The following is a 20,251-nucleotide window of genomic DNA, read 5'->3' as shown; positions in this document are numbered from 1 at the left end:
CAAAACAGTCCTCCTGAGAAAGCGTCAAGGATGGGCATGAAATCGTGGTGGAGCTGGAAGCTCCAGGAAATGAAGGCCAGCAAACATTCCTATGTTCTGCTTGCACCTTATATGCTGCTGTTCGTCATGTTTACCGTGATTCCGGTTGTCATCTCGATCATACTCAGCTTCACCTACTTTAATATGCTGGAATTTCCACGTTTCATTGGCTGGCAGAACTATACCCGCCTGTTTCTGGAGGATGATGTATTCCTGATTGCGATCAAGAATACGTTGCTGTTCGCCATTATTACCGGGCCAATCAGTTATATTGCCTGTTTCGTCTTCGCGTGGATCATTAATGAGTTAACACCCAAATGGAGAGCGTTCATGACGCTCATCTTCTACGCGCCCTCCATCTCGGGCAATGTGTATTTTATCTGGCTCATGATTTTCTCGGGGGATCGTTATGGTATTGCCAATGGGCTGTTGATCAAATGGGGTTTTCTGCTGGAACCGATCCAGTGGCTGAAGACGGAAGCCTACATTATGCCCATCCTCATTCTCGTGCAGTTGTGGCTGAGTCTGGGAACCGGATTTCTGGCGTTTATCGCTGGTTTGCAGACGGTGGACCGGACGTTGTACGAAGCGGGGGCGGTGGATGGGATCAAAAATCGCTGGCAGGAGCTATGGTACATTACCCTGCCTTCGATGCGCCCGCAGCTTATGTTTGGCGCAGTCATTCAGCTCACAACCTCGTTTGCCGTGGCTGATGTGTCGATTGCACTGGCCGGGTTCCCAAGCGTGAACTATGCGGCAGAGACGGTGGTCACCCACTTGATCGACTTTGGTACAACGCGGTTTGAGATGGGATACGCATCGGCGATTGCGACCGTGCTGTTCATGATCATGGTGGGCACCAACTTGCTGGTACAGAAACTGCTTCGAAGGGTGGGAGAATAGCCTATGGCTGCAATTGCAACAGGCAAAAAGCGGGTGAATCGCTCGCTATCAGGAAGCCTCTCCCTGTTTGCCCTTCTGCTCGTATTTGGTGCCTTCATGGTGCTGCCGCTGATCTATGCGATCAACAATGCATTCAAACCATTGGATGAGATTTTCACCTTTCCGCCAACGCTGTTTGTCAAAAATCCCACATTCAGCAACTTTACAGATCTGCTGAATCTGCTGAGTGACTCGTGGGTGCCGTTTTCACGCTATATATTTAACACGGTATTTATTACAGGTATTGGAATTGTAGGTCATGTGCTTCTGGCTTCCGCAGCCGCCTACCCGCTTGCGAAGCACAAGTTTCCAGGCAAAGTATTCATGTTCCAAGTGGTCGTGCTATCACTGATGTTCACACCGGCAGTTACGGCCATTCCGAACTATATGATCATGTCATGGCTCGGATGGATTGACACGTACTGGGCTGTTATTATTCCGGCATTTGCCTATTCACTTGGGTTATATCTGATGAAACAGTTCATGGAGCAGATCCCGGATGCACTGCTGGAAGCGGCCAAGATTGATGGTGCCAGTGAATACCGGATCTTCTGGTCCATTGTCATGCCCAATGTGAAGCCAGCCTGGCTTACATTGATCATTCTGCTGTTCCAGATGTTATGGGGCAGTGATGGCAATGGGTACATCTACAGCGAGCAGCTCAAGACCCTGCATTATGCAGCAGGTCAGATTATTCAGGGCGGAATATCCCGGGCAGGAGCGGGTGCTGCGGTAGCACTGATTTTGATGAGTGTGCCGATCACGCTATTTATTTTCTCTCAGAGCCGAATCATTGAGACGATGGCGAGCTCGGGCATGAAGGATTAAGGGGGAACGATATGGCACGCACAGTGAAAAGATGGCTTGTTCTCCTGGCGGCAGTATCTCTGCTGCTGGTGAATGCCGTGCCTGCGGCGGCCTCCCCGGCGCCGTATGAGAGTTATAACTACAACTACTGGAAAGAGGCTGTTCCTTCACCAGATGCCTATCTGCCCGAGCGCACCATTTCAGGCTGTGACCTCGGCATTAGTGAGTTCAAAGACCCCGGTGATGTGAACGTTTCTCCGTCCGGGTTGATCTACATTTTGGATAGTGGCAACAATCGAATTGTCGTATTGGACCCGGAATTTAAGTTGCTGCGCGTTATCGATGGATTCATGACAGAGGGCAGCAAAGAGAGCTTTAATCTTCCGGGCGGATTGTTCGTGAATGAAGAAGAACACATATATATCGCCGATACGGGCAACAGTCGAGTGGTTGTTTTGGATGGAGAAGGGATGCTGCTTCATATCATAACCAAGCCGGAGTCGGATATCCTGTCGACCCAATTCCAGTTCCAGCCCTTGAAACTGACGGTTGATCATGTAGGTCGCGTATATGTTGTGGCACAAGGGGTCTACGAAGGCATTATGCAGTTTGACGAGAGTGGGACATTTATCGGATACGTCGGTACCAACAAAGTGGAGCGGGACTACGGCGAATATATCTGGCGCATGTTATCCACCAAAGCCCAGCGCGCACAGATGGTCCTGTTTGTGCCAACAGAGTTCTCCAATGCGGATATCGACACCAAAGGATTCGTCTATGCGACCAATATTGATCCAGGTTCGAATGAACCGATCAAACGCCTTAACCCGTCTGGCGAAGATGTACTGAAGCGGTTTGGTTATTACGACGTCAAAGGCGATATCCGGTTCCGCAACAATCCCGGTCCATCCAAACTGATTGATGTGAAAGTGCTGGGCAACGGCATGTACAGTGTGCTAGATGCGACACAGAACCGGGTGTTCACGTACGACGACGAAGGTCATCTGCTCTACATATATGGCGGTAAAGGAAATCAGGTGGGCACGCTCAAAACGCCAGTTGCGATTGAGCAATCGGGTGAGCACCACTTGGTTCTGGACCGGGGGAAGAACAATCTTGTTGTCTACGAGCCAACCCGTTTTGGTTCCCGTGTGAATGAAGCGGTGGCACTCCACTATCGGGGCGAGGACACGGAGGCCGTAAATATATGGAGAGAAGTGCTGAAGCTGAATGCCAATTATGACATCGCTTATATCGGTATCGGCAAGTCCTTATTAATGGAGAAGAAAAACGAGGAGGCGCTGGGGTACTTCGAACTTGGGATGGATCGCAAGAGTTATTCTGTCGCGTTCAAGAGGCATCGGCGAGAGATGATGAAGGAACATTTTGGTACATTCCTGACCGCTGTAATTGCGCTGATTGTCATTCTGATCCTGACCCGGGTGGCGGCTAAATGGAGACGGAGGAGGCAGGTCGATCGTGAAGCAGGATTTCATTAAGTTTCCGCTGCATCTCATTTTTCACCCTATTGATGCATTCTGGGACCTCAAGTCGGATAACCGTGGTCGGCTGCTTGTTGCTTTGGCAGCACTGGTGCTCACGATTGTGATGATGATTTTGCAAAAGCAGTACGCAGGATTTCTCGTCAATTACACCGACCCTCGTACGATTAACAGCATCATTGAGATTGCCACAGTTGCGGTGCCTTTCTTTCTATGGTGTACGGCCAACTGGGCAGTAACAACCTTGATGGAAGGGGAAGGCAAGTTCAGGGAAATCGTTCTGGCAACAGGTTACTCGCTCATTCCGGTTATTCTGATCTATGCCCCAATGATCGTGATGAGCCGGTTCATGGTGCAGGAGGAGACTGCGTTTTATTATCTGTTCAATAGTATCGCGTTTTTCTGGTTTGTGTTGCTCCTGTTCATTGGCATGATGACGGTACACCAGTACACGGTGGTTAAAACGATCGTTACGATGGTGCTGACACTCATTGTGATGGGCATTATTGTATTCCTTGGCGCACTGGTCTTCAGCATGCTGCAACAGTTGTACGAATTCGGTTATAACATCTACCGCGAGTTGATTTTTCGGACCTAAAGGAGGCGGCATCCGTGAACCAAAGGCAACGAATATATACGGTGCTGGCTGGTGGTGCAGCTGTAATCATGATTGCAGCCGGGCTGCTGTATATAAACAACAGGGGCATTCCTGCCGTAGAAGCTGCGGCTTATCTGGACACAACAACCAGAGCTATGCCTGTCACGGAGGAACCGTTGAAGTTCCTTGTCGACTCTTCGCAGGGGGTGCCTGGTATGCAATTGGTCGCCGAAGATCAGGGCTTGGCTCTGTACTATAACGAGGAGACAACGGAAATTGCAGTACGTGACGGGAAAAGTGGAGAGGTCTGGTACAGCAACCCGAAAGAACGGGCTGAGGATGGTCTTGCTTCTGCGTATGAGAAAGAAGTACTGTCCTCCCAGTTGAACGTGTCTTTCCGGGATTCGATGGGCACTTTGGAGAACTTTCCAAATTTCAGTTCGAGTATAAGCAACAAACAATTCACAGTGGACCAGATCGATCAAGGGATTCGGGTCAACTATACACTTGGTGATACATCACTTGGGATTGATGCACTGCCCAAGCTGATCAGCAAGCAGCGACTCGAGGAGAAGGTGCTTTCCAAGCTGGACGCGACTGTCGCAAGATACACGTCTGCCCGTTATTATCCAACCAAGAACAATCCGGATATTCTGGAAAGGCTGGATGGACAGATTTCGAAGCAGCTTGTGCTGAACAAGATGTTGAGTGCCTTTGAGACGGCGGGTTACACGGCGGATGATCTCGCTTTTGACAATCAGGAGAACGGGGTCGAAGGTGGAGGTGAATCGGATAAGCCAAGCTTCGTCATTTCTGTGGAATACCGATTGGAGAAGGGAGCGCTTGTTGTGAGCGTGCCCCTGAGTCAGATAGAGGAAAGTGGGCAATACCGTATCCGAAGTATTGACTTGCTCGCTTATTTTGGTGCTGCGGATACGAAAGGTGAAGGCTACATGCTCGTACCTGACGGTTCGGGTAGTCTGATCCACCTGAACAACGGGAAAACCCAGGAAGAGCAGTATGTACAGCGTGTCTATGGAGCAGACCCGAATGATAATTCGCTCAGTCGTCCTCAGGTTAGTGAATCCGCGCATATGCCTGTGTTTGGTCTGAAGAACGGGGAGAATGCGTGGTTTGCAGTCATTGAAAAAGGGGACGGCATCGCCAGTATCTCCGCGGATATTGGAGGTAGACAGAACAGTTACAACCATGTGCATGCGACCTTCTCCCTGCGGGGTGAAGATGAACTGGAGATGTACACCTCGCAGAAAATGCAGGAGATCCAGCTGCTTAGCGAAGCGCCTTACCGTGGAGATGTTCAGGTTCGCTATCATTTTCTTCATGGAGAAGATGCCAGTTACTCGGGTATGGCCCGCCTGTATCAACAGAAGTTGATAAAGGAGGACGTACTGAAGCCGCTCGCAGAACAGACAGAGTTGCCGTTCTATATGGATGTACTTGGTGCAGTAGATAAAAAGGCTTCATTCCTGAGCGTGCCCTACCGCTCCACTTTAGCGATGACGACATACGAACAGGCTGCCGAAATGGCGGCGAAGTTACAGCAGGATGGTGTGAATCGCGTACACATGCGGTATCAGGGTTGGTTCGGGGGTGGCATCAGTCATCATACGCCAACCCAGGTGAAGTTGGACAGTGAAGTAGGTAACCGTTCCGAACTTCAGGCGTTGTCCGCTAAGCTGGAGCAGTCAGGTGGAGCCTTGTTCCCGGATGTGGCTTTCCAGCACATATATCACGATGATCTGCGCTTTGCTCCTTCCTCGGATGCGGCACGGTTTGTCACAAAGGAGACAGCAGAATTGTATCCATACAATCCTGCGCTTAATCGCATGGATCAGAGTAGAGATAGCTATTATCTGCTCTCCGCGGCCAAGCTTCCTTATGTGGTGAGTGAGTTTGCCGACAAATTCAATCAACTGGACCTCGGCGGATTATCCCTCCGTGATCTTGGGCAGGTTCTGACCTCGGATTATCGGGATAGTCGGGTGATTCATCGAGAGACGGCGAAGAACATTGTGAAGGAGCAGCTGGGCAAGTTGCAACAGTCCTATCCGAACCTGATGGTATCCGCAGCCAATAGTTACGCTTGGGGAAATGCACAACATGTTGTGAATGTACCCGCAGGGTCGAGTCGGTTCAATATTACCGATGAAGAGGTTCCTTTTTATGCGATGGTCATTCATGGATACTTGAACTATGCGGCAGCACCGATGAACACGTCAGGGGATCAGGATCTCCGCAAACAGTTGCTCCGTAGTCTGGAGCTAGGGGCAGCTCCGTATTTTCAATGGACCTATGAACCATCATCCAGGCTGAAGCTGACAAACTATGATTCGGCATACGCAACAGACTATGAATATTGGGTAGATGACGCGATTGCCTTGTATAAGCAGGCCAATGAAGTACTGGGAAAGCTGGGGAATGAGCAGATTCTCAGACATGAACGCATTCAGGATGGTGTGGTCCGAGTCACCTATACTGATGGTACATCCATCCTTATGAATTACAATGCGGATGCAGTAAGTGTCGATGGAACAACGATTGGCGGGATGGACTATGTGGTGGGAGGAGTGAACCGATGAGAACCATTCGATTATCGTTGAAGTCACGGAGATCGCTGCTTGGACTTGCATTTATTTCTCCGTGGCTGCTTGGTTTCATCTTCCTCTTTGTCACACCGCTCCTGCAATCCATTCGGTTCAGCCTGAGTAATCTGTCGGTTGCTCCAGGCGGATACGTTCTGGACTTCGTTGGATTGAGAAATTTCAAGGATGCGCTTCTGGTTGACGCGACGTTTAACCGGATTCTGGTCGATTCGGTAGGGGCGATGGTATTGAACGTGCCGATGATTCTGTTTTTCAGTCTATTCACGGCGACACTGCTCAATCAGAAGTTTAGAGGCAGAACGATGGCACGTGCGATTTTTTTCCTGCCGGTTATTCTGGCTTCCAGTGCAGTTGCAGCAGCGGAGTCTGCGGGATTAATCAATCTGATGGGGGATGCCAGTGCGGTGGATGCATCAGCCGATGGTGGTGCTTCGTTCAACGTGGTTTCCATTGTGCGGATGCTAGCGGATGTGGGATTGCCGATGGCCTATGTGGATTACATTGTAGAAGCCATCATGCGAATCTATGAGATTATTAGCAGCTCAGGCGTTCAGATTCTGATCTTTCTCGCCGCGCTGCAATCGGTACCGGGATCGATGTACGAGGTTGCGAAGATCGAAGGGGCAACAGCCTATGAATCGTTCTGGAAAATTACATTTCCCATGGTCAGTCCGTTAATTCTAACGAATGTCATCTATACAATCATTGATTCATTTGCCGGAAGTCCGGTCACACAGGCCATCTATCAGACGGCTTTCAAAACCCAGAACTTTGGCTTAAGCTCGGCGATGTCCTGGCTGTACACGCTGGTGATTGGCCTTGTACTGATCGTAGTGGGCTGGGTGTTATCGCGGCGCGTTCATTACAACTGACGGTTCACATTGAGGGAGGCTTCAGATTATGGCTGCATCAGGAACCGATCGCATGGTGGTAGTTCCGAAGCAGAATTACCACATGCAGCGGGTGCGAAACAAAACATCGGACCTTCTCTATTCCATATTCAGATATGCTTTGGTCATTGGTATTTCATTTATTATTTTATATCCGTTATTTCTTAAAGTGTCAGTTGCGTTCAAGGATAAGCAGGATATCTACAATCCAACGATCTATATGATTCCTCAGCACGTTACATTGGATAATATCCGGCTTTCGGCACAAGTGATGGATTACCTGCCTCTGCTGGCGAACACGTTATTGTTCGTTACCATCACAACGCTTCTGACAGCCATATCCTGTGCACTTGCCGGATACGGCTTTGCCCGGTTTTCTTTTCCAGGTAGCAATGTGCTCTTTGTACTGGTGATTCTCACCATTCTGGTGCCAACAAGCACACTCATGGTGCCGATGTATCTGCATTTCCGCAGCTTTGACTTTATGGGCATCATCCAGTTATTCACCGGAAAGAATGGCATTAATCTGCTGAATACGTATTGGCCTTCCATGATTACGGCGGCTACAGCAGGAGGGCTGAAGGCGGGGTTGTTCATCTATATTTTCCGGCAGTTCTTCAAGGGCATGCCGAAGGAGATCGAGGAGGCTGCACTGATTGACGGCGCAGGTGGATTCAAGACGTTTGCCCGCATCATGTTGCCCAATGCGATTTCACCGCTGATTACGGTCATTCTGTTCTCGTTTGTGTGGCAGTACAACGATACGTTCTACTCGGCATTATTCATGAGTGAAAGTCCACTGATCTCACTGAAGGTGGCTTCCTTGCCTGCTCAGGCGAATCAGTTGATTCCGCAACTGATGGGCTTTGGTTCGAACTCGGGCATTAAGGCCGATCCGAACTATGTGGCCATGATTGTGGATACAGGTATTTTGCTGGCGATTGCACCGCTAATTATTTTGTATCTGTTTGTGCAGCGCTATTTCGTGGAGAGCATTGAGCGCTCAGGTGTAGTGGGTTAAGGGGAGCGTTGAGTTGAGATGAAAGAAGCGCGGGTATTCGCTGTAACAATTCATGCGAATACTCACGCTTCTTTCTGGTGGCATATGTAAATGGAGCTGTCCTATGGAGAAACATTATAATCTGTTTCGGACCACAATCTAGTTTGCCGGTTGTAGCATATCTCGGATATTGGGATATAAATTCACACTGTTCGTGAATAAGATATATGATTGATTAACCGTACGGATCAGAATCCTCTCGCTTGTGCCATTAACCGGACCGATCCGAATGGCGGATGGTTCGCTGCCACCGTACGTATCATCCAGAGTGACCGATGAGATGTGTGCGATGGGGATTTCGATTTTGGAGAACTGCCAGCGGATGACCAGTTGATCTTCTATTTTTTTCACGTTAACGCCAAACATAGGTTGATCTCCTCCTGTTGTAATTCATATCATTGAAGTAATCTCGTATGTCCAGTTTATCATATTTTGGATAAAATTACCTTATTAATAATAAAGGGAGTGAAGGGTTGAACGACTGGAATGCCTATCATTATTTTGAACAAAGTCTTGGTCCTTTCAGAAATCTCTCCAGCCTGTCTGCGGATGAAGCAGAAGCAGTAACTCAGCAGATCCGTCTTCAGGGAAGGAACTTTGCCAGTCGGCGATCCGCAGATTACATGGCAATTCGCAGAACGCTTGAGCATAGAGCTTATGAGCAGTTTGTTGCCAAAGGTGGAAAGCCGCTGCAATCATATCCCCATTACCTGACGCTTGGCGCATGTGAATGGTTGTCGTCCTGGTATTCAGAACCTGATCATGTGCTCATTCCGTGGGGTGATCTTCCTGTCGATGTTGTAAGTTTTACCTACGGGGACTTGTTCCCCACGATGAGGTTTGACGATGCCAAACCCTATCGTAAGCAGATTTATACCAAAGATGAAATCATCGAAGTGATTCAAACCTATGGTTGGCCTCAGGAATGGAACCGGGAGGGCGATAAGGGTCCGGAACGTTATATTGAGGTGCAAGTGTGGGACGAGCGGTTCATCCAACCGTACACATGGGTGTAAGATAACGGGGATGCAACTTGATGCTAAGCCTACAGGATTAACCATGAGACATACCGAATACAAATAGAGAAATGAGTCAGCTTAAACTCCAACACAAAGGGTGTGCCACATGACGAATCTATTCGAACATTGTTCAGGTCAGACATTATCTGCCAACCTGGGATGGCTGAACGAGCCAGCAGATTGGTCCATTGAAGACGGCAAAGTAACGATAACCGTTTCGCCAGTCAGTGACTTTTTCATTGATCCGGGAGGTGACCCGGTGAAAGACTCAGCTCCATTTTTACATACGATAATCAAGGGAGATTTCAGCATCGTCACTCAAGTACAGGTGGACATGAAAGAACAGTATGACTCGGGCTGTCTGATGGTAATGGTGGACGATACGAATTGGGCTAAAGTCTGCTTTGAATTTTTTGAAGAACAGCCGTCCATTCTCAGTGTTGTGACCCGTGGTAACTCGGATGATGGTGTATCATCCCCTGTAGATGTCAGCAAGCCTTATCTGCGTGTAGCCCGTGCAGGCAGCAGCTTTGCTTTCCATTATTCCCAGGATGGTGAGAAGTGGAAACTGGTACGTTATTTTGGCCTTGATTGCTCCGAAGAGATCAAAGTTGGCATCGTGGCCCAATCCCCAATCGGGCAAGGGACCACAGTTACTTTTGCAGATGTACGGCTTCAGCATGGACTGACCGGAAGTGTACGCCGAGTAGAATAAAAAACGATCAGAACGTTGTTCTGTCATTTATTTCACTCGAATTAACAATCCGAACAGGCCGAGTACAGCAAAGGCCAGAAATGCCGTTGTATTGGAGAACACTTCAATCGTGTACCCTGCCATGGAGGAGCCGAGAAATTGCCCAGCACCTAATGCGAGAAAGGCGAGGCTGATGCCAATCGATACATTCGGACTGAATAATCTCGTTGCCCAAACGATAAATACACTGGTCAGGAAAATGTAGGTGCTCCCAAACATGATGGCAGAAATTATGCTGGCAGTCATGGATGGCAAAAGGATAACCCCGAGTGAAATAGCCAATAACATGAGGCCAATTCGGTAGGACCATCCAATCTGGATCCGTTCAATAATACGGCCAGCGCATCCGCCGAGGATCCCCATAACCCCCATCACAATCCAGAACAACACGGCTTCCGAATCGGAGGCCCCTTTCTCGTCCGTGAGGAAGTTTCGGGCAAAGGTCCAGTAGATTGCGGAACTAACACCTGTTAACAGACAAGCCATCAGAAGAGCAGACCCGGGTCTGGTTGGTTTCATACATGTCCAGAGCGACTTGGTACAAGGCAGTGTCTTGGTTGCCGGAATGACACGTCTGTTCCACAGCAGAACTACAACACCGATCACAGCAAACAGGATGTAGGTTAGACGCCAGTAATCTGTGAACAGCCAGTAGAGTGGACCGGATATAACAATTCCGAAGCTGGTCCCTGTATTAATCCAGCTGTTGCCTCTGGCTTGCAGATGCGGTGCAAGTTCCGCATTAACCGTGTTACCAAGTGCCGGAGAGGCCCAGCCTGTACTTAAACCGGCTAGAAATACACTAAATGCAAGAACCCATGCATTCTGAGACAGGGCAATGCCGGTTAATCCGAGCACTGCGCTGATGCCTGCCAATTGAATGACATAATGGTGCCCCTTGCGATTAATCAACAGGGGTGCCGTTAGAAGGGACAGACAGTAGGCAATATACGTGCCTGAGTTAATCGCCCCAGAGGCTGTGTCATTCAAGTGTAAGGCTTCCGAAATTTCCGGCATAAACAATCCATAACTGAATCGCCCGAATGCATAACATACAGCGATAAGTGCAATGCCTGGAAAAATAATTTTTTTCATAAAATCCACCGCCTTTTTAGATAGAACGATCATTATATTTTTACTTAAATAAAAAAGTGAGTTGAACTACTAACTCACCCGGAATAGGACTACTTGAAACTGGTTTGCGTCATATGCATCAATTCTCGGCAGACGTCATTTACATTTTCTGTCTCAGCAAGTGCCGTAGAACCCTCCAGCAGCAGGGCGAATCGTATCAGATCTCGATCACTTGCAGCAGGCGCCAATGTTTGGATTAACGTTCGCATATGTCTTTTATGTGCATTCACTGTCTGGACGATGATATGGTCTGCATGACCTCCGAATTCTTCTTTGGCGCGTAAGAACAAGCAACCTCTTGACTCGTGTTCTTTCAACCAGGTTGCATGTCCTTCAGCCAGATTGAGAAACATGGGTTGTTCTTTATTGTTTGCATATTGCCTTAACTGTTCCAAATAACGCTGTTCGCGCCGGAGGAGCACCTGAACGATAAGGTCATCCTTAGATTCAAAGTGGTTATATAACGTCATGATGGCGATTCCGGCATCTGTGATAATTCGCTTCAATCCAATGGAATGGAAGCCATGAAGATAAAATAATTCTTCAGCCACGTTCAAAAGCATTTCTTTTTTGCTGCTCATAATCAGGAATGTCCTCTCTTGAAAATAGGATAGAACGATCATTATACCTTATAAAGGTATAAAAAATGGCTCACACTGTCAAATCGTGTGAACCGTTTCAATCTCCATTTGATGTAGGGCCTCAATCCATTCTGTCGAACATTCGGAGTCTGTAATGACCATAGATACGTGATTCATGGGGGAGATCTGGGCAAACGTGGATCGACCAAATTTGGTGTGATCGGCTACCAAAATGGACTCTTCTGCTCGTTCCATCATTCTGCGGGAAACAAGTGCTTCTTCCAGCAAATAGTCTGTTACACCATCCATTAACGAAACACCGCCGGCAGAGATGAATGCTTTGTTGACTTTGAACTGACTCAGCAATTCATGTGTGACTGGCCCCGTGGAAGCTTGCACCGCTGAATTGATTTCACCTCCAGCAAAAATGATTTTACCTGCAAAACCTTCCAGCGCACAGGTGAGGATTGGAACTGAGTTGGTGATGACAGTCACCTGTGAACGATTTCTTAGTTGACGCATGATCTCCAGTGTTGTTGTGCCATTGTCCAACATCACGGTTTCACCATCTTCAATCAGAGCGGCAGCTGCTATGCCGATGCGCTGTTTCTCACTCATCTGAAGCTGCGCACGCTTTTGAAAAGGGGCTTCGATCATTCCTGAACGTACACGAACCGCACCGCCGTAGACTTTACGCAATTCGCCTTCCTTTTCCAGTCGATCCAGATCACGCCGTATGGTTTCTGTCGAAACCTGAAATAGATTTGCCAATACCTGAACCTGAACCTTTCCTTGGGTAGCCAGACGGGTAAGAATGGTGTTTTTGCGCTCTTCATACGTCAGAGACATGTGTCGTCGAACCTCCTGTATTTCGTATACATATGTATTTTACATTTATAAATGTGTATTCATGTGGATTGGTGTTGATTTATATAGTTTAAAAGGTCAAGCTGAGCTTGTCAATTTGCCAGGAGGGTTACGTTAAAATTAACTGAAACTAACTCAAACCTTTACCATTTTAAATTTGGATTGTCTCGTTATCCAAAGAACATGGAACAGATCAGTGATGATAAATTTAACGATGTATTGACAGTAATAACATGTGAAGATAAGATCATATAAAACAACAACATACCACATAAAACAACATAAAAGTAAAATGTAATGCAGACTATTTCACATGTGTTTAGTAATGAGGGGGTCAAGACAGTGAATCGACAATTGTTTTTTCGAGAAAATGGAACGTTTAAAATCGTGCAGTTTACAGATCTGCACTGGAAAGATGGTCGTCCTGAGGATATCAGGACCCGGCAGTTAATGAAAACCGTTATTGAAGCGGAACAACCCGATCTGGTTGTGTTTACAGGGGATGTGATCTATACGGGACCGGTGGATCAGGGGAAAAAGGCATGTGAGCATCCGGAGCAGGCTTTCCGTGAGGCTGTAGCGGTTGTGGAAGAGTGTGGTATTCCGTGGGCATTTGTGTACGGCAACCATGATACGGAAAATCGGATTACCCCCGCTGGATTAATGGAGGTCATTCAGGAACATGAGTACACTGTGACAAAGCCTGGTCCAAGCGAGATTGCAGGTATGAGCAATTACACGCTGGAGATTGTCGGAACGGATGGCAGTCCGGCTGCGGTGTTGTATTTCCTCGATTCAGGGAGTTATTCCACTGTTGAGTCTATTCCTGGCTATGGCTGGATTCAGCCCAATCAGATCCAGTGGCTGATGTCTGAATCCATACGCGTCCATTCCGGCCGCAGCCGCGGGAATAAGCTCCCAGCCTTGGCGTTTTTCCATATCCCGATTCCTGAATACCAGGCCATGTGGGACACGCAGATCTGTTACGGCAGCAAATATGAACCTGTGTGTTGTGCCCAAGTGAACTCGGGGCTGTTCTCTGCATTGCTGGAGATGGGTGATGTGATGGGGACTTTTTGCGGACATGATCATGTGAATGATTTTCAGGGGACTTATCACGGCATTCGTCTCTGCTACGGGCGTTCGAGTGGGCACAGTACATATGGAAGGGAAGGCATGCTGCGCGGAGGACGCATCATTCAGTTGAAGGCGGGACAACGCAGCTTTGATACATGGCTTCGTCTGGAAGACGGCTCTGTCGTGAAGGAACAGCCAGAACATCAACCTGGGAGCGCTTCAGCACAATAGATTATATAAAAGAGTGATGGAGTAGAGAGGAACGTTTTGATTATGATTTTACCTATAATGCTGGTACTGGCTTCCGGGATGGCTCATGCCGTCTGGAGCATGTTTACCAAGCGCAGTCTGAATAAAAGTGTGTTTTTGTGGTCCATTATGATGATTCCAACGATTATATTGCTTCCTTTACTCATTGTGGAATTGGCACGTGAATCCTTATCCATGGCAGCCTATGTGCTACTGATTCTGTCGATGGGCTTGCAGGCATTGTATTCTTGGCTGTTGTCTCAGACCTACGAACTCGGCGACTTATCTCAGATCTATCCGATTATGCGGGGAACGAGCACCTTATTGGTACCTCTGATCGGAGTTACTTTTCTGGGCGAAACCTTATCATTGTACGGCTGGATCGGCATTGCGTGTATGCTCGGCGGATTTACGGTGCTTAGTGGTGCCGGAAGCAGAGATGTTAATACGGGCTCGCGTGTAACGGGATTGAAGCCGGTTTTGATGGCTTTATGTGTAGGTTTATGTACAACCAGTTACGTGTTCGTGGATAAGCTGAATCTGGAACATATCTCACCCTTATCGTTACTTGAAGTGACCAACATTGGTTTTGTCGCCGGTTTAACCCCTGCGTTGCTGGCTTCTCGTCAACTGCGTCAGGAGTGGAGGGTGAATCGATCGACCATCATGCTTGGTGCATTGCTGAATCCGGGCTCGTACCTGTTGTTTCTGTTTGCTTTACAACAGGCACCGATGGCAAGACTGGGTCCCCTTCGGGAAGTAGGCACGATATTTGCCGCATTCCTCGGTATTTTGCTGCTGAAAGAACAGCAGGGGAAAAAGCGTATTCTCTGTTCCATCATTATTTTTGTCGGTATTTTGTTGATTGGGATGTGGGGCTGATGAAAGGGGTACGCCGCTGATCATTCCCAAAGGTCCGCATGAATGATGGTGTGCTCTTGACGCTTCCTATAGTCCGTTCTGTATCATGTGTCATATGATGAAAAACCTCAAATCAGATTTCTCGATGCAATCCTCTCAGGTGTACGACCTTAAGATCCATCTGTTCAGATGAAACTTAGGGTGGCCCCTGAGGGGATTTGTTCATTTTATTGCAGAAACCAAACGTGATATATTGGAAACTGGCGCAGTAAAGCAGGTAGAATAGATTGAGGGAGTGAGTAGAGCATCTGGAGTAAGGAGAGGGATCGTTTGTTGCATGAGGAGAGATTCATCCGGGCAATTACAGAGCATGAGCAATTAATGCAAGATCTGCGGCGCGTTCAGAGTCTCCATCTGCCACAATGTTACATAGGTGCAGGATATATTCGTAATTATATCTGGGATGTTCTGCATGGGTATGATCTGCGTGAACTCCATAGCGATATTGATGTTGTTTATTATGATGCGCAAGACTTGCGTGAGGCGCGAGACATACAGCTCGAACAACAGCTTCGTGAGGAGACTGGCAATGCCAAGTGGTCAGTGAAAAACCAGGCGAGAATGCATCTGCGCAATGGCACAGTTCCTTATCAATCTACTGAGGATGCTCTTCGCTATTGGCCAGAAGTCGTGACTGCCATAGGCGTACAGCTGGATGAAGAGGGCCGGGTGAACATTTGTGCCCCGCATGGTTTGCATGATCTGTATCAACTCGCGGTTCGCAAAAGCCCCTTCTTCATGGATAATGACTATTACAATCAGCGTGTCCATAGGAAGTGTTGGCAGGAACAATGGCCCAAATTAACGATAATAACAGCTTGAAATCATAGAGATACGCGGAATTACGGGTACAAGAAGGAGTGTTTACGGACTTGATAAAAAAGTTCTTACAAAAATATGGACTGATCATTGATCTCGTCCTGTTGGCATGTTTTGTAGCGTTTCTGGTCTTCTGGGGCCAACGATTTCCAGTCATGTTTTTCGGAATGATCACGGTGGCTTTTATCGTGTTAAGACGGATTGACTATCAGAAGCATGTTATTTTGAAACGGATTATCCTTACCGGATTTGGCGTGGCTGCCGTTTCTTTTGTCATTATTGAGGCGCTTGTATTCACACAACTGGGTGCGAATGATCCGGAAGAGGCGGACTACGTCATTATTCTAGGTTCAGGCATTCGGGGAACGGAATTATCGTTGACTTTGAAGCAAAGGTTAGATGCCAGTCTGGACTACATTCGCAGTCATCCTCAGACACCGGTTATTGTATCGGGTGGACAGGGACCTGGGGAATCGATTCCCGAAGCGCTCGCTATGAAAAACTATCTGGTTGAACAGGGGATTAGCCCTGAGCAAGTCATTATGGAAGATCGCTCCACAAGTACTCAGGAGAATTTGGCCTTTTCCAAAAAAATCATTCAAGAATCCGGGTTGGAGCACCCGGAGATCATGATTGTCACGAGTGACTACCATATGTTCCGCTCCAAATACATTGCAGCCAAGAACGGTTATGCAGCAGAATACGGCATATCTGCCCCGTCACCAGGATATTTGAAGCCGGTCAACATGATCCGTGAATATTTTGCTACGATCAAAACGTTTATCTAATATACAAACAGGACGAAGCGCAAGACTTATGCTTCGTCCTTTCCGTATATATGGGTGTTATTGTTCCTTAACGTTGAGTTACTTCGTTGAAGGAACAAGTACAGCTTCCGAAACCTGATCCGCAGGGAGCGCTACCATTTCAGAAGATGAGGCAGGAGAAGGAACGGTTGCGGCCTCAGAAGCCTTGTTCTCGGAAGGGACGGCTACCATCTCAGAAGATCCAGCAGGAGAGGCAGAAGAAGGAACTGTGGCTGATTCTGCAATTTCACTCTCAGAAGGTTTAACAGAAGAAGGAGCTGGTACATTTTCTGTCACTTCATCCTTAGGTAGAGCCACGAGTTCAGGCGTTACGGAAGCAGCGGGAGCAGTGACATCTTCGGAAACTCCGGCTGGATCGGGAGAAGCTACGATCTCAGCCGTTTCAGATACGGAAGGAACAGGCACAGCTTCAGTAGCCTTGGACGCTACTTGAACGGTATGGTTTGATGCCCATACTGCGGTGGATGTACTTACTCCTGTAATAAGCAATAGAGCCCCCATACTTAACATCCAGTGTTTCTTGTTCAGTTTCTTCACGTTAAACATGTTCATCAATCTCCTTTTTAATTGTTTGCCTTCACCCGATAGGGACGAACAAAATTGAGCAGGCATTTTCTTGGTTCCCGCCATCACATTTAAAATTGTCTCACCATATCGTCTTCGTTCTTCGTGGGACATCTCTTTCACCACATCTTCATCACAGGCTAATTCGCTCCAGGTATGAATGTCCCGGCGAATCATATGAATCAGGGGATTGAACCAGTGTAGGGCACTAACCCCCAAGGTCAGAGCCTTGACCCACAGATCTTGATGTTTCAGATGTACCAACTCATGATGAATGACCATCTTGATGTCCATCTTGACCGTATTTTCGGGTGGAAGATATATCGTTGGTTTAAACAAGCCGACCAGTATAGGGCTTCTTACTATTGTGCTGTGAGCAAGCGTGATATTGCTTTTGAGACCCAAAGCCTCTTTGATTAATGGTAGCTGCATAGCTGCTTCACTATCACAGAGGACTGGCATAGTTGTACGTGATAGTTCATTCAAAAATCTCCGATAACAGTACATCTGCCATGCAGAAAAACCGATGACGCCAATGCCCCATACACATAACAAGAACCAGGCTGTAGTTACAGAAATGGTTTGTGCCGAGATAAATGTCCCTGCAAGTAAGCTTGTAGATGTTGCATGCTCCATACTCGGTACGGTTGATGTAGGAGGGAATGCAAAACCCAAAAGCCATGAAAGGCCAAGAGATACCGGGAGCAGATAGAACAAGAGAGCCATTTTACCGAGTCTGTAGAGCCACTTGGTCGGAAAAACAGATACAGGTATGAGTCGCAGTGCCAACATACATATGGCAACGATACTTCCGGCCACGGTCAGACTGCACAGAATTTCAAAAAAGATGTTCATGATCTGCACCTACTTTTCCGAAAGCCATTTTTTCAGTTCTGAAATGTCATCCTCTGAAAGCTTATCACCGTCATACATGGCCGAAACCAAATTCTTGACAGAACCTTGATAAAGTCCATCAAGCACGTGCTGTGTTTCCTGTAGTTTGTAGTCTTCTGGTTGTAGAAGAGGTGTATAATCATTGATTCTTCCACGCCTCGTCACGGTAAGAGCGCCTTTATCCACCAATCTGGACAGAAAGGTAGACATGGTCTGCGCTTTCCATGCTTTCCCTTTCTCAGCGAATATGTCTAATAGCTCTGTCGAGGTGACGGGTGGATCGCATGACCATATAACGACCATTAACTCCATTTCTGTTTCGGATAATTTCTGAATCGGGTTCACTGTGAACACTCCTTCACATCGTTATGCGTCCATAACGATCGTATTACTACACTACGTAGTACGTATAAACTACTACAAGTTGTAGTGGATAGTCAAGTTATCCTGATGGATGATTGCCAAACCGTGTTATAATATAGGTCATTAATAGAAGAACGATGTAGGAGTGAATGATCATTACAGCATATCAACTACCTGCTCTCTATGAGCAGAAGCGAGTTTCAATGCACGAGATGGAAGAGATTGTACGCCTGTTGGCCCAAGCCCCGCTTCTATATGATGATGGACAGAGCATTCAGGTTCAGGATTATATGGGAGGATTGGAGGTCGAACTTGAGCATGAGGTACGTCGTGCAGTGACCCAGTTGTATGAACTGGCTGTTCAGGCTTGCCGGACCTTCGTTGATCCTTTCGCGTACGAGCAGTTCCAGGATGTGCTTGGGTTACAGGCGGAGTTATGGCAGGAGGAAGCGCTCACGCTTACGAAGTGGATGGAATGGCTGAAGCAGATCAGTGAAGGAAAGAAAACACTGCCAGAGTATAACTTTACAGCCATGCTTGGCAACTTGCCAGAAGGATTCATGATCCATGATTTTTATGATGAGCTCCGATATCAATTGGAACAAAACCCTGCAAATACCTGGGCTCTCGAAGAGCGGGATCGCTTGTACGCATCCCTAGGGGTCAATTAAATCAAACCAACGGGTCACCAGCGGTGTTTAATCTAATATCTGTATTTTGCATGTATAGAAACATTTTGATCTATTTCTTGCGAAATCTTTACCCAGTATGGGAAATGAGGGGATACCGTGAAGAAGGTAGTATTGGCTGGTGGAACGGGTTTTGTTGGACAGGATTTTGCCCAAAGGTTCAAGAAGCTGGGTTATGAGGTGTTAATCATCTCGCGTCAGCCCGGTCATATTGCCTGGGAAGATCGTGCTGGAATCATAGAGGCACTGGAAAAAGCAGAGATGTTGATTAACCTGGCAGGTAGATCGGTGAACTGCCGTTATACAGATGAGAATCGCAAAGTCATTCTGGAATCCAGAACGCGTACAACGCGTATTCTTGGGGAAGCCGTCCTGGCTTGTAAACATCCTCCCGAACTATGGATTAATTCGAGTACGGCGACCATATACAGACATGCTGAAGATCGTCCCATGACGGAAAAAGAAGGCGAGATTGGCTCTGGCTTCTCGGTCGACGTTGCCAAAGCTTGGGAACAGGCTTTCTTTGAATTCAGTTTGCCGTCTACACGTCAAATTGCACTGCGAATTGCGATTGTGCTGGGCGAGGGCGGCGTGATGGTGCCCATGACGAACCTCGTCCGTTTTGGCCTGGGAGGATCTCAAGGTGCAGGAACACAGCAATTCAGCTGGATTCATATCGAGGATCTGTTCCGCATGGTGATCTATCTGCAAGAGCATCCACATCTGAATGGTGTGTTCAATGCGTCCTCTCCGCATCCGGTTACGAATCGGGAGCTTATGACGCGTCTGAGAGAACAGATGGGTGTTCGAATTGGACTGCCTTCTCCTCGGTGGATGCTTGAACTGGGCGCGCGCTTTATTCAGACCGAGACGGAATTGGTTCTCAAAAGTCGTTGGGTCATTCCCGAGCGACTGGAGATGGAGGGCTTCACATTCACATACGGTTCACTTGATACCGCTCTTGCCGAGATTTTGAATAAGAAGAACTGACCACACCGTATAAATAATAAAACACAACAGGAAGGGCAGAG

General features: G+C 47.6%; 21 protein-coding genes. 15 read left to right on the top strand and 6 right to left on the bottom strand.

Annotation, left to right across the window (positions count from 1 at the left end; genetic code table 11):
- Positions 1 to 30 precede the first annotated feature (30 nt).
- The 7 genes from MKY73_RS21310 to MKY73_RS21280 are packed head-to-tail and all read left to right on the top strand — an operon-like array spanning position 31 to position 8,423.
- Positions 31 to 942: a sugar ABC transporter permease gene (locus MKY73_RS21310; RefSeq protein WP_091032984.1), complete on the top strand. Its 912-nt coding sequence runs from the start codon at positions 31 to 33 to the stop codon at positions 940 to 942.
- 3 nt (positions 943 to 945) lie between these two features.
- Positions 946 to 1,809: a carbohydrate ABC transporter permease gene (locus MKY73_RS21305; protein ID WP_017689719.1), complete on the top strand. Its 864-nt coding sequence runs from the start codon at positions 946 to 948 to the stop codon at positions 1,807 to 1,809.
- An 11-nt stretch (positions 1,810 to 1,820) separates the two neighbouring features.
- Positions 1,821 to 3,287 carry an NHL repeat-containing protein gene (locus tag MKY73_RS21300; protein ID WP_339303331.1) on the top strand — a complete coding sequence of 489 codons (1,467 nt, stop codon included), beginning with the start codon at positions 1,821 to 1,823 and terminating at the stop codon, positions 3,285 to 3,287.
- Entirely contained in the window at positions 3,268 to 3,888 is a 621-nt protein-coding gene (locus tag MKY73_RS21295; RefSeq protein ID WP_339303330.1) for a YIP1 family protein, read from the top strand. The genes MKY73_RS21300 and MKY73_RS21295 overlap by 20 nt, the downstream gene beginning before the upstream one ends.
- A 14-nt stretch (positions 3,889 to 3,902) precedes the next feature.
- Complete coding sequence (locus MKY73_RS21290; RefSeq protein WP_339303329.1) at positions 3,903 to 6,488, top strand: DUF5696 domain-containing protein; 2,586 nt, start codon at positions 3,903 to 3,905, stop codon at positions 6,486 to 6,488.
- The gene (locus MKY73_RS21285; RefSeq protein ID WP_339303328.1) at positions 6,485 to 7,384 is read left to right on the top strand and encodes a sugar ABC transporter permease; all 900 of its coding nucleotides are present in this window, start codon (positions 6,485 to 6,487) and stop codon (positions 7,382 to 7,384) included. Before MKY73_RS21290 ends, MKY73_RS21285 begins: the two co-directional genes overlap by 4 nt.
- Before the next feature lie 28 nt (positions 7,385 to 7,412).
- Complete coding sequence (locus tag MKY73_RS21280; RefSeq protein ID WP_339303327.1) at positions 7,413 to 8,423, top strand: carbohydrate ABC transporter permease; 1,011 nt, start codon at positions 7,413 to 7,415, stop codon at positions 8,421 to 8,423.
- A gap of 138 nt (positions 8,424 to 8,561) precedes the next feature.
- Here the strand turns inward: MKY73_RS21280 and MKY73_RS21275 are convergent, their stop codons facing one another.
- A complete protein-coding gene (locus MKY73_RS21275; protein WP_339240728.1) occupies positions 8,562 to 8,828 on the bottom strand; it encodes a hypothetical protein in 267 nt (88 codons plus the stop codon).
- A 107-nt stretch (positions 8,829 to 8,935) separates the two neighbouring features.
- On the opposite strand from MKY73_RS21275, the gene MKY73_RS21270 reads away from it, so the two are divergent.
- Together MKY73_RS21270 and MKY73_RS21265 are read left to right on the top strand one after the other, a co-directional pair.
- A complete protein-coding gene (locus tag MKY73_RS21270) occupies positions 8,936 to 9,478 on the top strand; it encodes a hypothetical protein (RefSeq protein ID WP_339303326.1) in 543 nt (180 codons plus the stop codon).
- Positions 9,479 to 9,587: 109 nt separating this feature from the next.
- Positions 9,588 to 10,196 (top strand): DUF1349 domain-containing protein, encoded by a 609-nt coding sequence (locus MKY73_RS21265; protein WP_339303325.1) that lies wholly within the window; start codon positions 9,588 to 9,590, stop codon positions 10,194 to 10,196.
- A gap of 27 nt (positions 10,197 to 10,223) precedes the next feature.
- Here the strand turns inward: MKY73_RS21265 and MKY73_RS21260 are convergent, their stop codons facing one another.
- The 3 genes from MKY73_RS21260 to MKY73_RS21250 all read right to left on the bottom strand — a co-directional run bounded on the left by MKY73_RS21260 (position 10,224) and on the right by MKY73_RS21250 (position 12,799).
- Entirely contained in the window at positions 10,224 to 11,330 is a 1,107-nt protein-coding gene (locus MKY73_RS21260) for an MFS transporter (protein ID WP_339303324.1), read from the bottom strand.
- A gap of 89 nt (positions 11,331 to 11,419) precedes the next feature.
- Complete coding sequence (locus tag MKY73_RS21255) at positions 11,420 to 11,950, bottom strand: TetR/AcrR family transcriptional regulator (protein ID WP_339303323.1); 531 nt, start codon at positions 11,948 to 11,950, stop codon at positions 11,420 to 11,422.
- Positions 11,951 to 12,028: 78 nt separating this feature from the next.
- Positions 12,029 to 12,799: a DeoR/GlpR family DNA-binding transcription regulator gene (locus MKY73_RS21250; RefSeq protein WP_339303322.1), complete on the bottom strand. Its 771-nt coding sequence runs from the start codon at positions 12,797 to 12,799 to the stop codon at positions 12,029 to 12,031.
- Positions 12,800 to 13,159: 360 nt separating this feature from the next.
- Here MKY73_RS21250 and MKY73_RS21245 point away from each other — a divergent pair, with 360 nt between their 5' ends.
- From MKY73_RS21245 to MKY73_RS21230, 4 genes are all read left to right on the top strand, one after another.
- Positions 13,160 to 14,125, top strand: a complete 966-nt coding sequence (locus MKY73_RS21245) for a metallophosphoesterase family protein (RefSeq protein ID WP_339303321.1) — start codon at positions 13,160 to 13,162, stop codon at positions 14,123 to 14,125.
- A 42-nt stretch (positions 14,126 to 14,167) separates the two neighbouring features.
- Positions 14,168 to 15,025, top strand: coding sequence for an EamA family transporter (locus tag MKY73_RS21240; RefSeq protein WP_339303320.1), 858 nt, complete (start codon positions 14,168 to 14,170; stop codon positions 15,023 to 15,025).
- Between the two features lie 309 nt (positions 15,026 to 15,334).
- Positions 15,335 to 15,886 (top strand): nucleotidyltransferase family protein, encoded by a 552-nt coding sequence (locus MKY73_RS21235; protein ID WP_339303319.1) that lies wholly within the window; start codon positions 15,335 to 15,337, stop codon positions 15,884 to 15,886.
- 50 nt (positions 15,887 to 15,936) lie between these two features.
- Positions 15,937 to 16,671, top strand: coding sequence for a YdcF family protein (locus MKY73_RS21230; RefSeq protein ID WP_339303318.1), 735 nt, complete (start codon positions 15,937 to 15,939; stop codon positions 16,669 to 16,671).
- Positions 16,672 to 16,749: 78 nt separating this feature from the next.
- Here MKY73_RS21230 and MKY73_RS21225 read toward each other — a convergent pair whose 3' ends face one another.
- Positions 16,750 to 18,129: a M56 family metallopeptidase gene (locus MKY73_RS21225; protein WP_339303316.1), complete on the bottom strand. Its 1,380-nt coding sequence runs from the start codon at positions 18,127 to 18,129 to the stop codon at positions 16,750 to 16,752.
- 9 nt (positions 18,130 to 18,138) lie between these two features.
- The gene (locus MKY73_RS21220) at positions 18,139 to 18,513 is read right to left on the bottom strand and encodes a BlaI/MecI/CopY family transcriptional regulator (RefSeq protein ID WP_339303314.1); all 375 of its coding nucleotides are present in this window, start codon (positions 18,511 to 18,513) and stop codon (positions 18,139 to 18,141) included.
- Positions 18,514 to 18,680: 167 nt separating this feature from the next.
- Here MKY73_RS21220 and MKY73_RS21215 point away from each other — a divergent pair, with 167 nt between their 5' ends.
- Together MKY73_RS21215 and MKY73_RS21210 are read left to right on the top strand one after the other, a co-directional pair.
- Complete coding sequence (locus tag MKY73_RS21215) at positions 18,681 to 19,202, top strand: hypothetical protein (protein ID WP_339303313.1); 522 nt, start codon at positions 18,681 to 18,683, stop codon at positions 19,200 to 19,202.
- Positions 19,203 to 19,319: 117 nt separating this feature from the next.
- A complete protein-coding gene (locus MKY73_RS21210) occupies positions 19,320 to 20,210 on the top strand; it encodes a TIGR01777 family oxidoreductase (protein WP_339303312.1) in 891 nt (296 codons plus the stop codon).
- Positions 20,211 to 20,251: the final 41 nt, after the last annotated feature.

The sequence above is a fragment of the Paenibacillus sp. FSL R5-0519 genome, from assembly GCF_037974275.1.
Classification (GTDB): Bacteria; Bacillota; Bacilli; order Paenibacillales; family Paenibacillaceae; genus Paenibacillus.
Note: the sequence above shows the minus strand (reverse complement) of the source record. Positions and strands in the feature narration are given on the sequence as shown.

Coding starts and splice junctions, on each gene's coding strand:
- MKY73_RS21310 (WP_091032984.1), top strand. CDS start 31: ATGGGCATGAAATCGTGGTGGAGCTGGAAGCTCCAGGAAATGAAGGCC.
- MKY73_RS21305 (WP_017689719.1), top strand. CDS start 946: ATGGCTGCAATTGCAACAGGCAAAAAGCGGGTGAATCGCTCGCTATCA.
- MKY73_RS21300 (WP_339303331.1), top strand. CDS start 1,821: ATGGCACGCACAGTGAAAAGATGGCTTGTTCTCCTGGCGGCAGTATCT.
- MKY73_RS21285 (WP_339303328.1), top strand. CDS start 6,485: ATGAGAACCATTCGATTATCGTTGAAGTCACGGAGATCGCTGCTTGGA.
- MKY73_RS21280 (WP_339303327.1), top strand. CDS start 7,413: ATGGCTGCATCAGGAACCGATCGCATGGTGGTAGTTCCGAAGCAGAAT.
- MKY73_RS21275 (WP_339240728.1), bottom strand. CDS start 8,828: ATGTTTGGCGTTAACGTGAAAAAAATAGAAGATCAACTGGTCATCCGC.
- MKY73_RS21265 (WP_339303325.1), top strand. CDS start 9,588: ATGACGAATCTATTCGAACATTGTTCAGGTCAGACATTATCTGCCAAC.
- MKY73_RS21260 (WP_339303324.1), bottom strand. CDS start 11,330: ATGAAAAAAATTATTTTTCCAGGCATTGCACTTATCGCTGTATGTTAT.
- MKY73_RS21255 (WP_339303323.1), bottom strand. CDS start 11,950: ATGAGCAGCAAAAAAGAAATGCTTTTGAACGTGGCTGAAGAATTATTT.
- MKY73_RS21250 (WP_339303322.1), bottom strand. CDS start 12,799: ATGTCTCTGACGTATGAAGAGCGCAAAAACACCATTCTTACCCGTCTG.
- MKY73_RS21240 (WP_339303320.1), top strand. CDS start 14,168: ATGATTTTACCTATAATGCTGGTACTGGCTTCCGGGATGGCTCATGCC.
- MKY73_RS21225 (WP_339303316.1), bottom strand. CDS start 18,129: ATGAACATCTTTTTTGAAATTCTGTGCAGTCTGACCGTGGCCGGAAGT.
- MKY73_RS21215 (WP_339303313.1), top strand. CDS start 18,681: ATGATCATTACAGCATATCAACTACCTGCTCTCTATGAGCAGAAGCGA.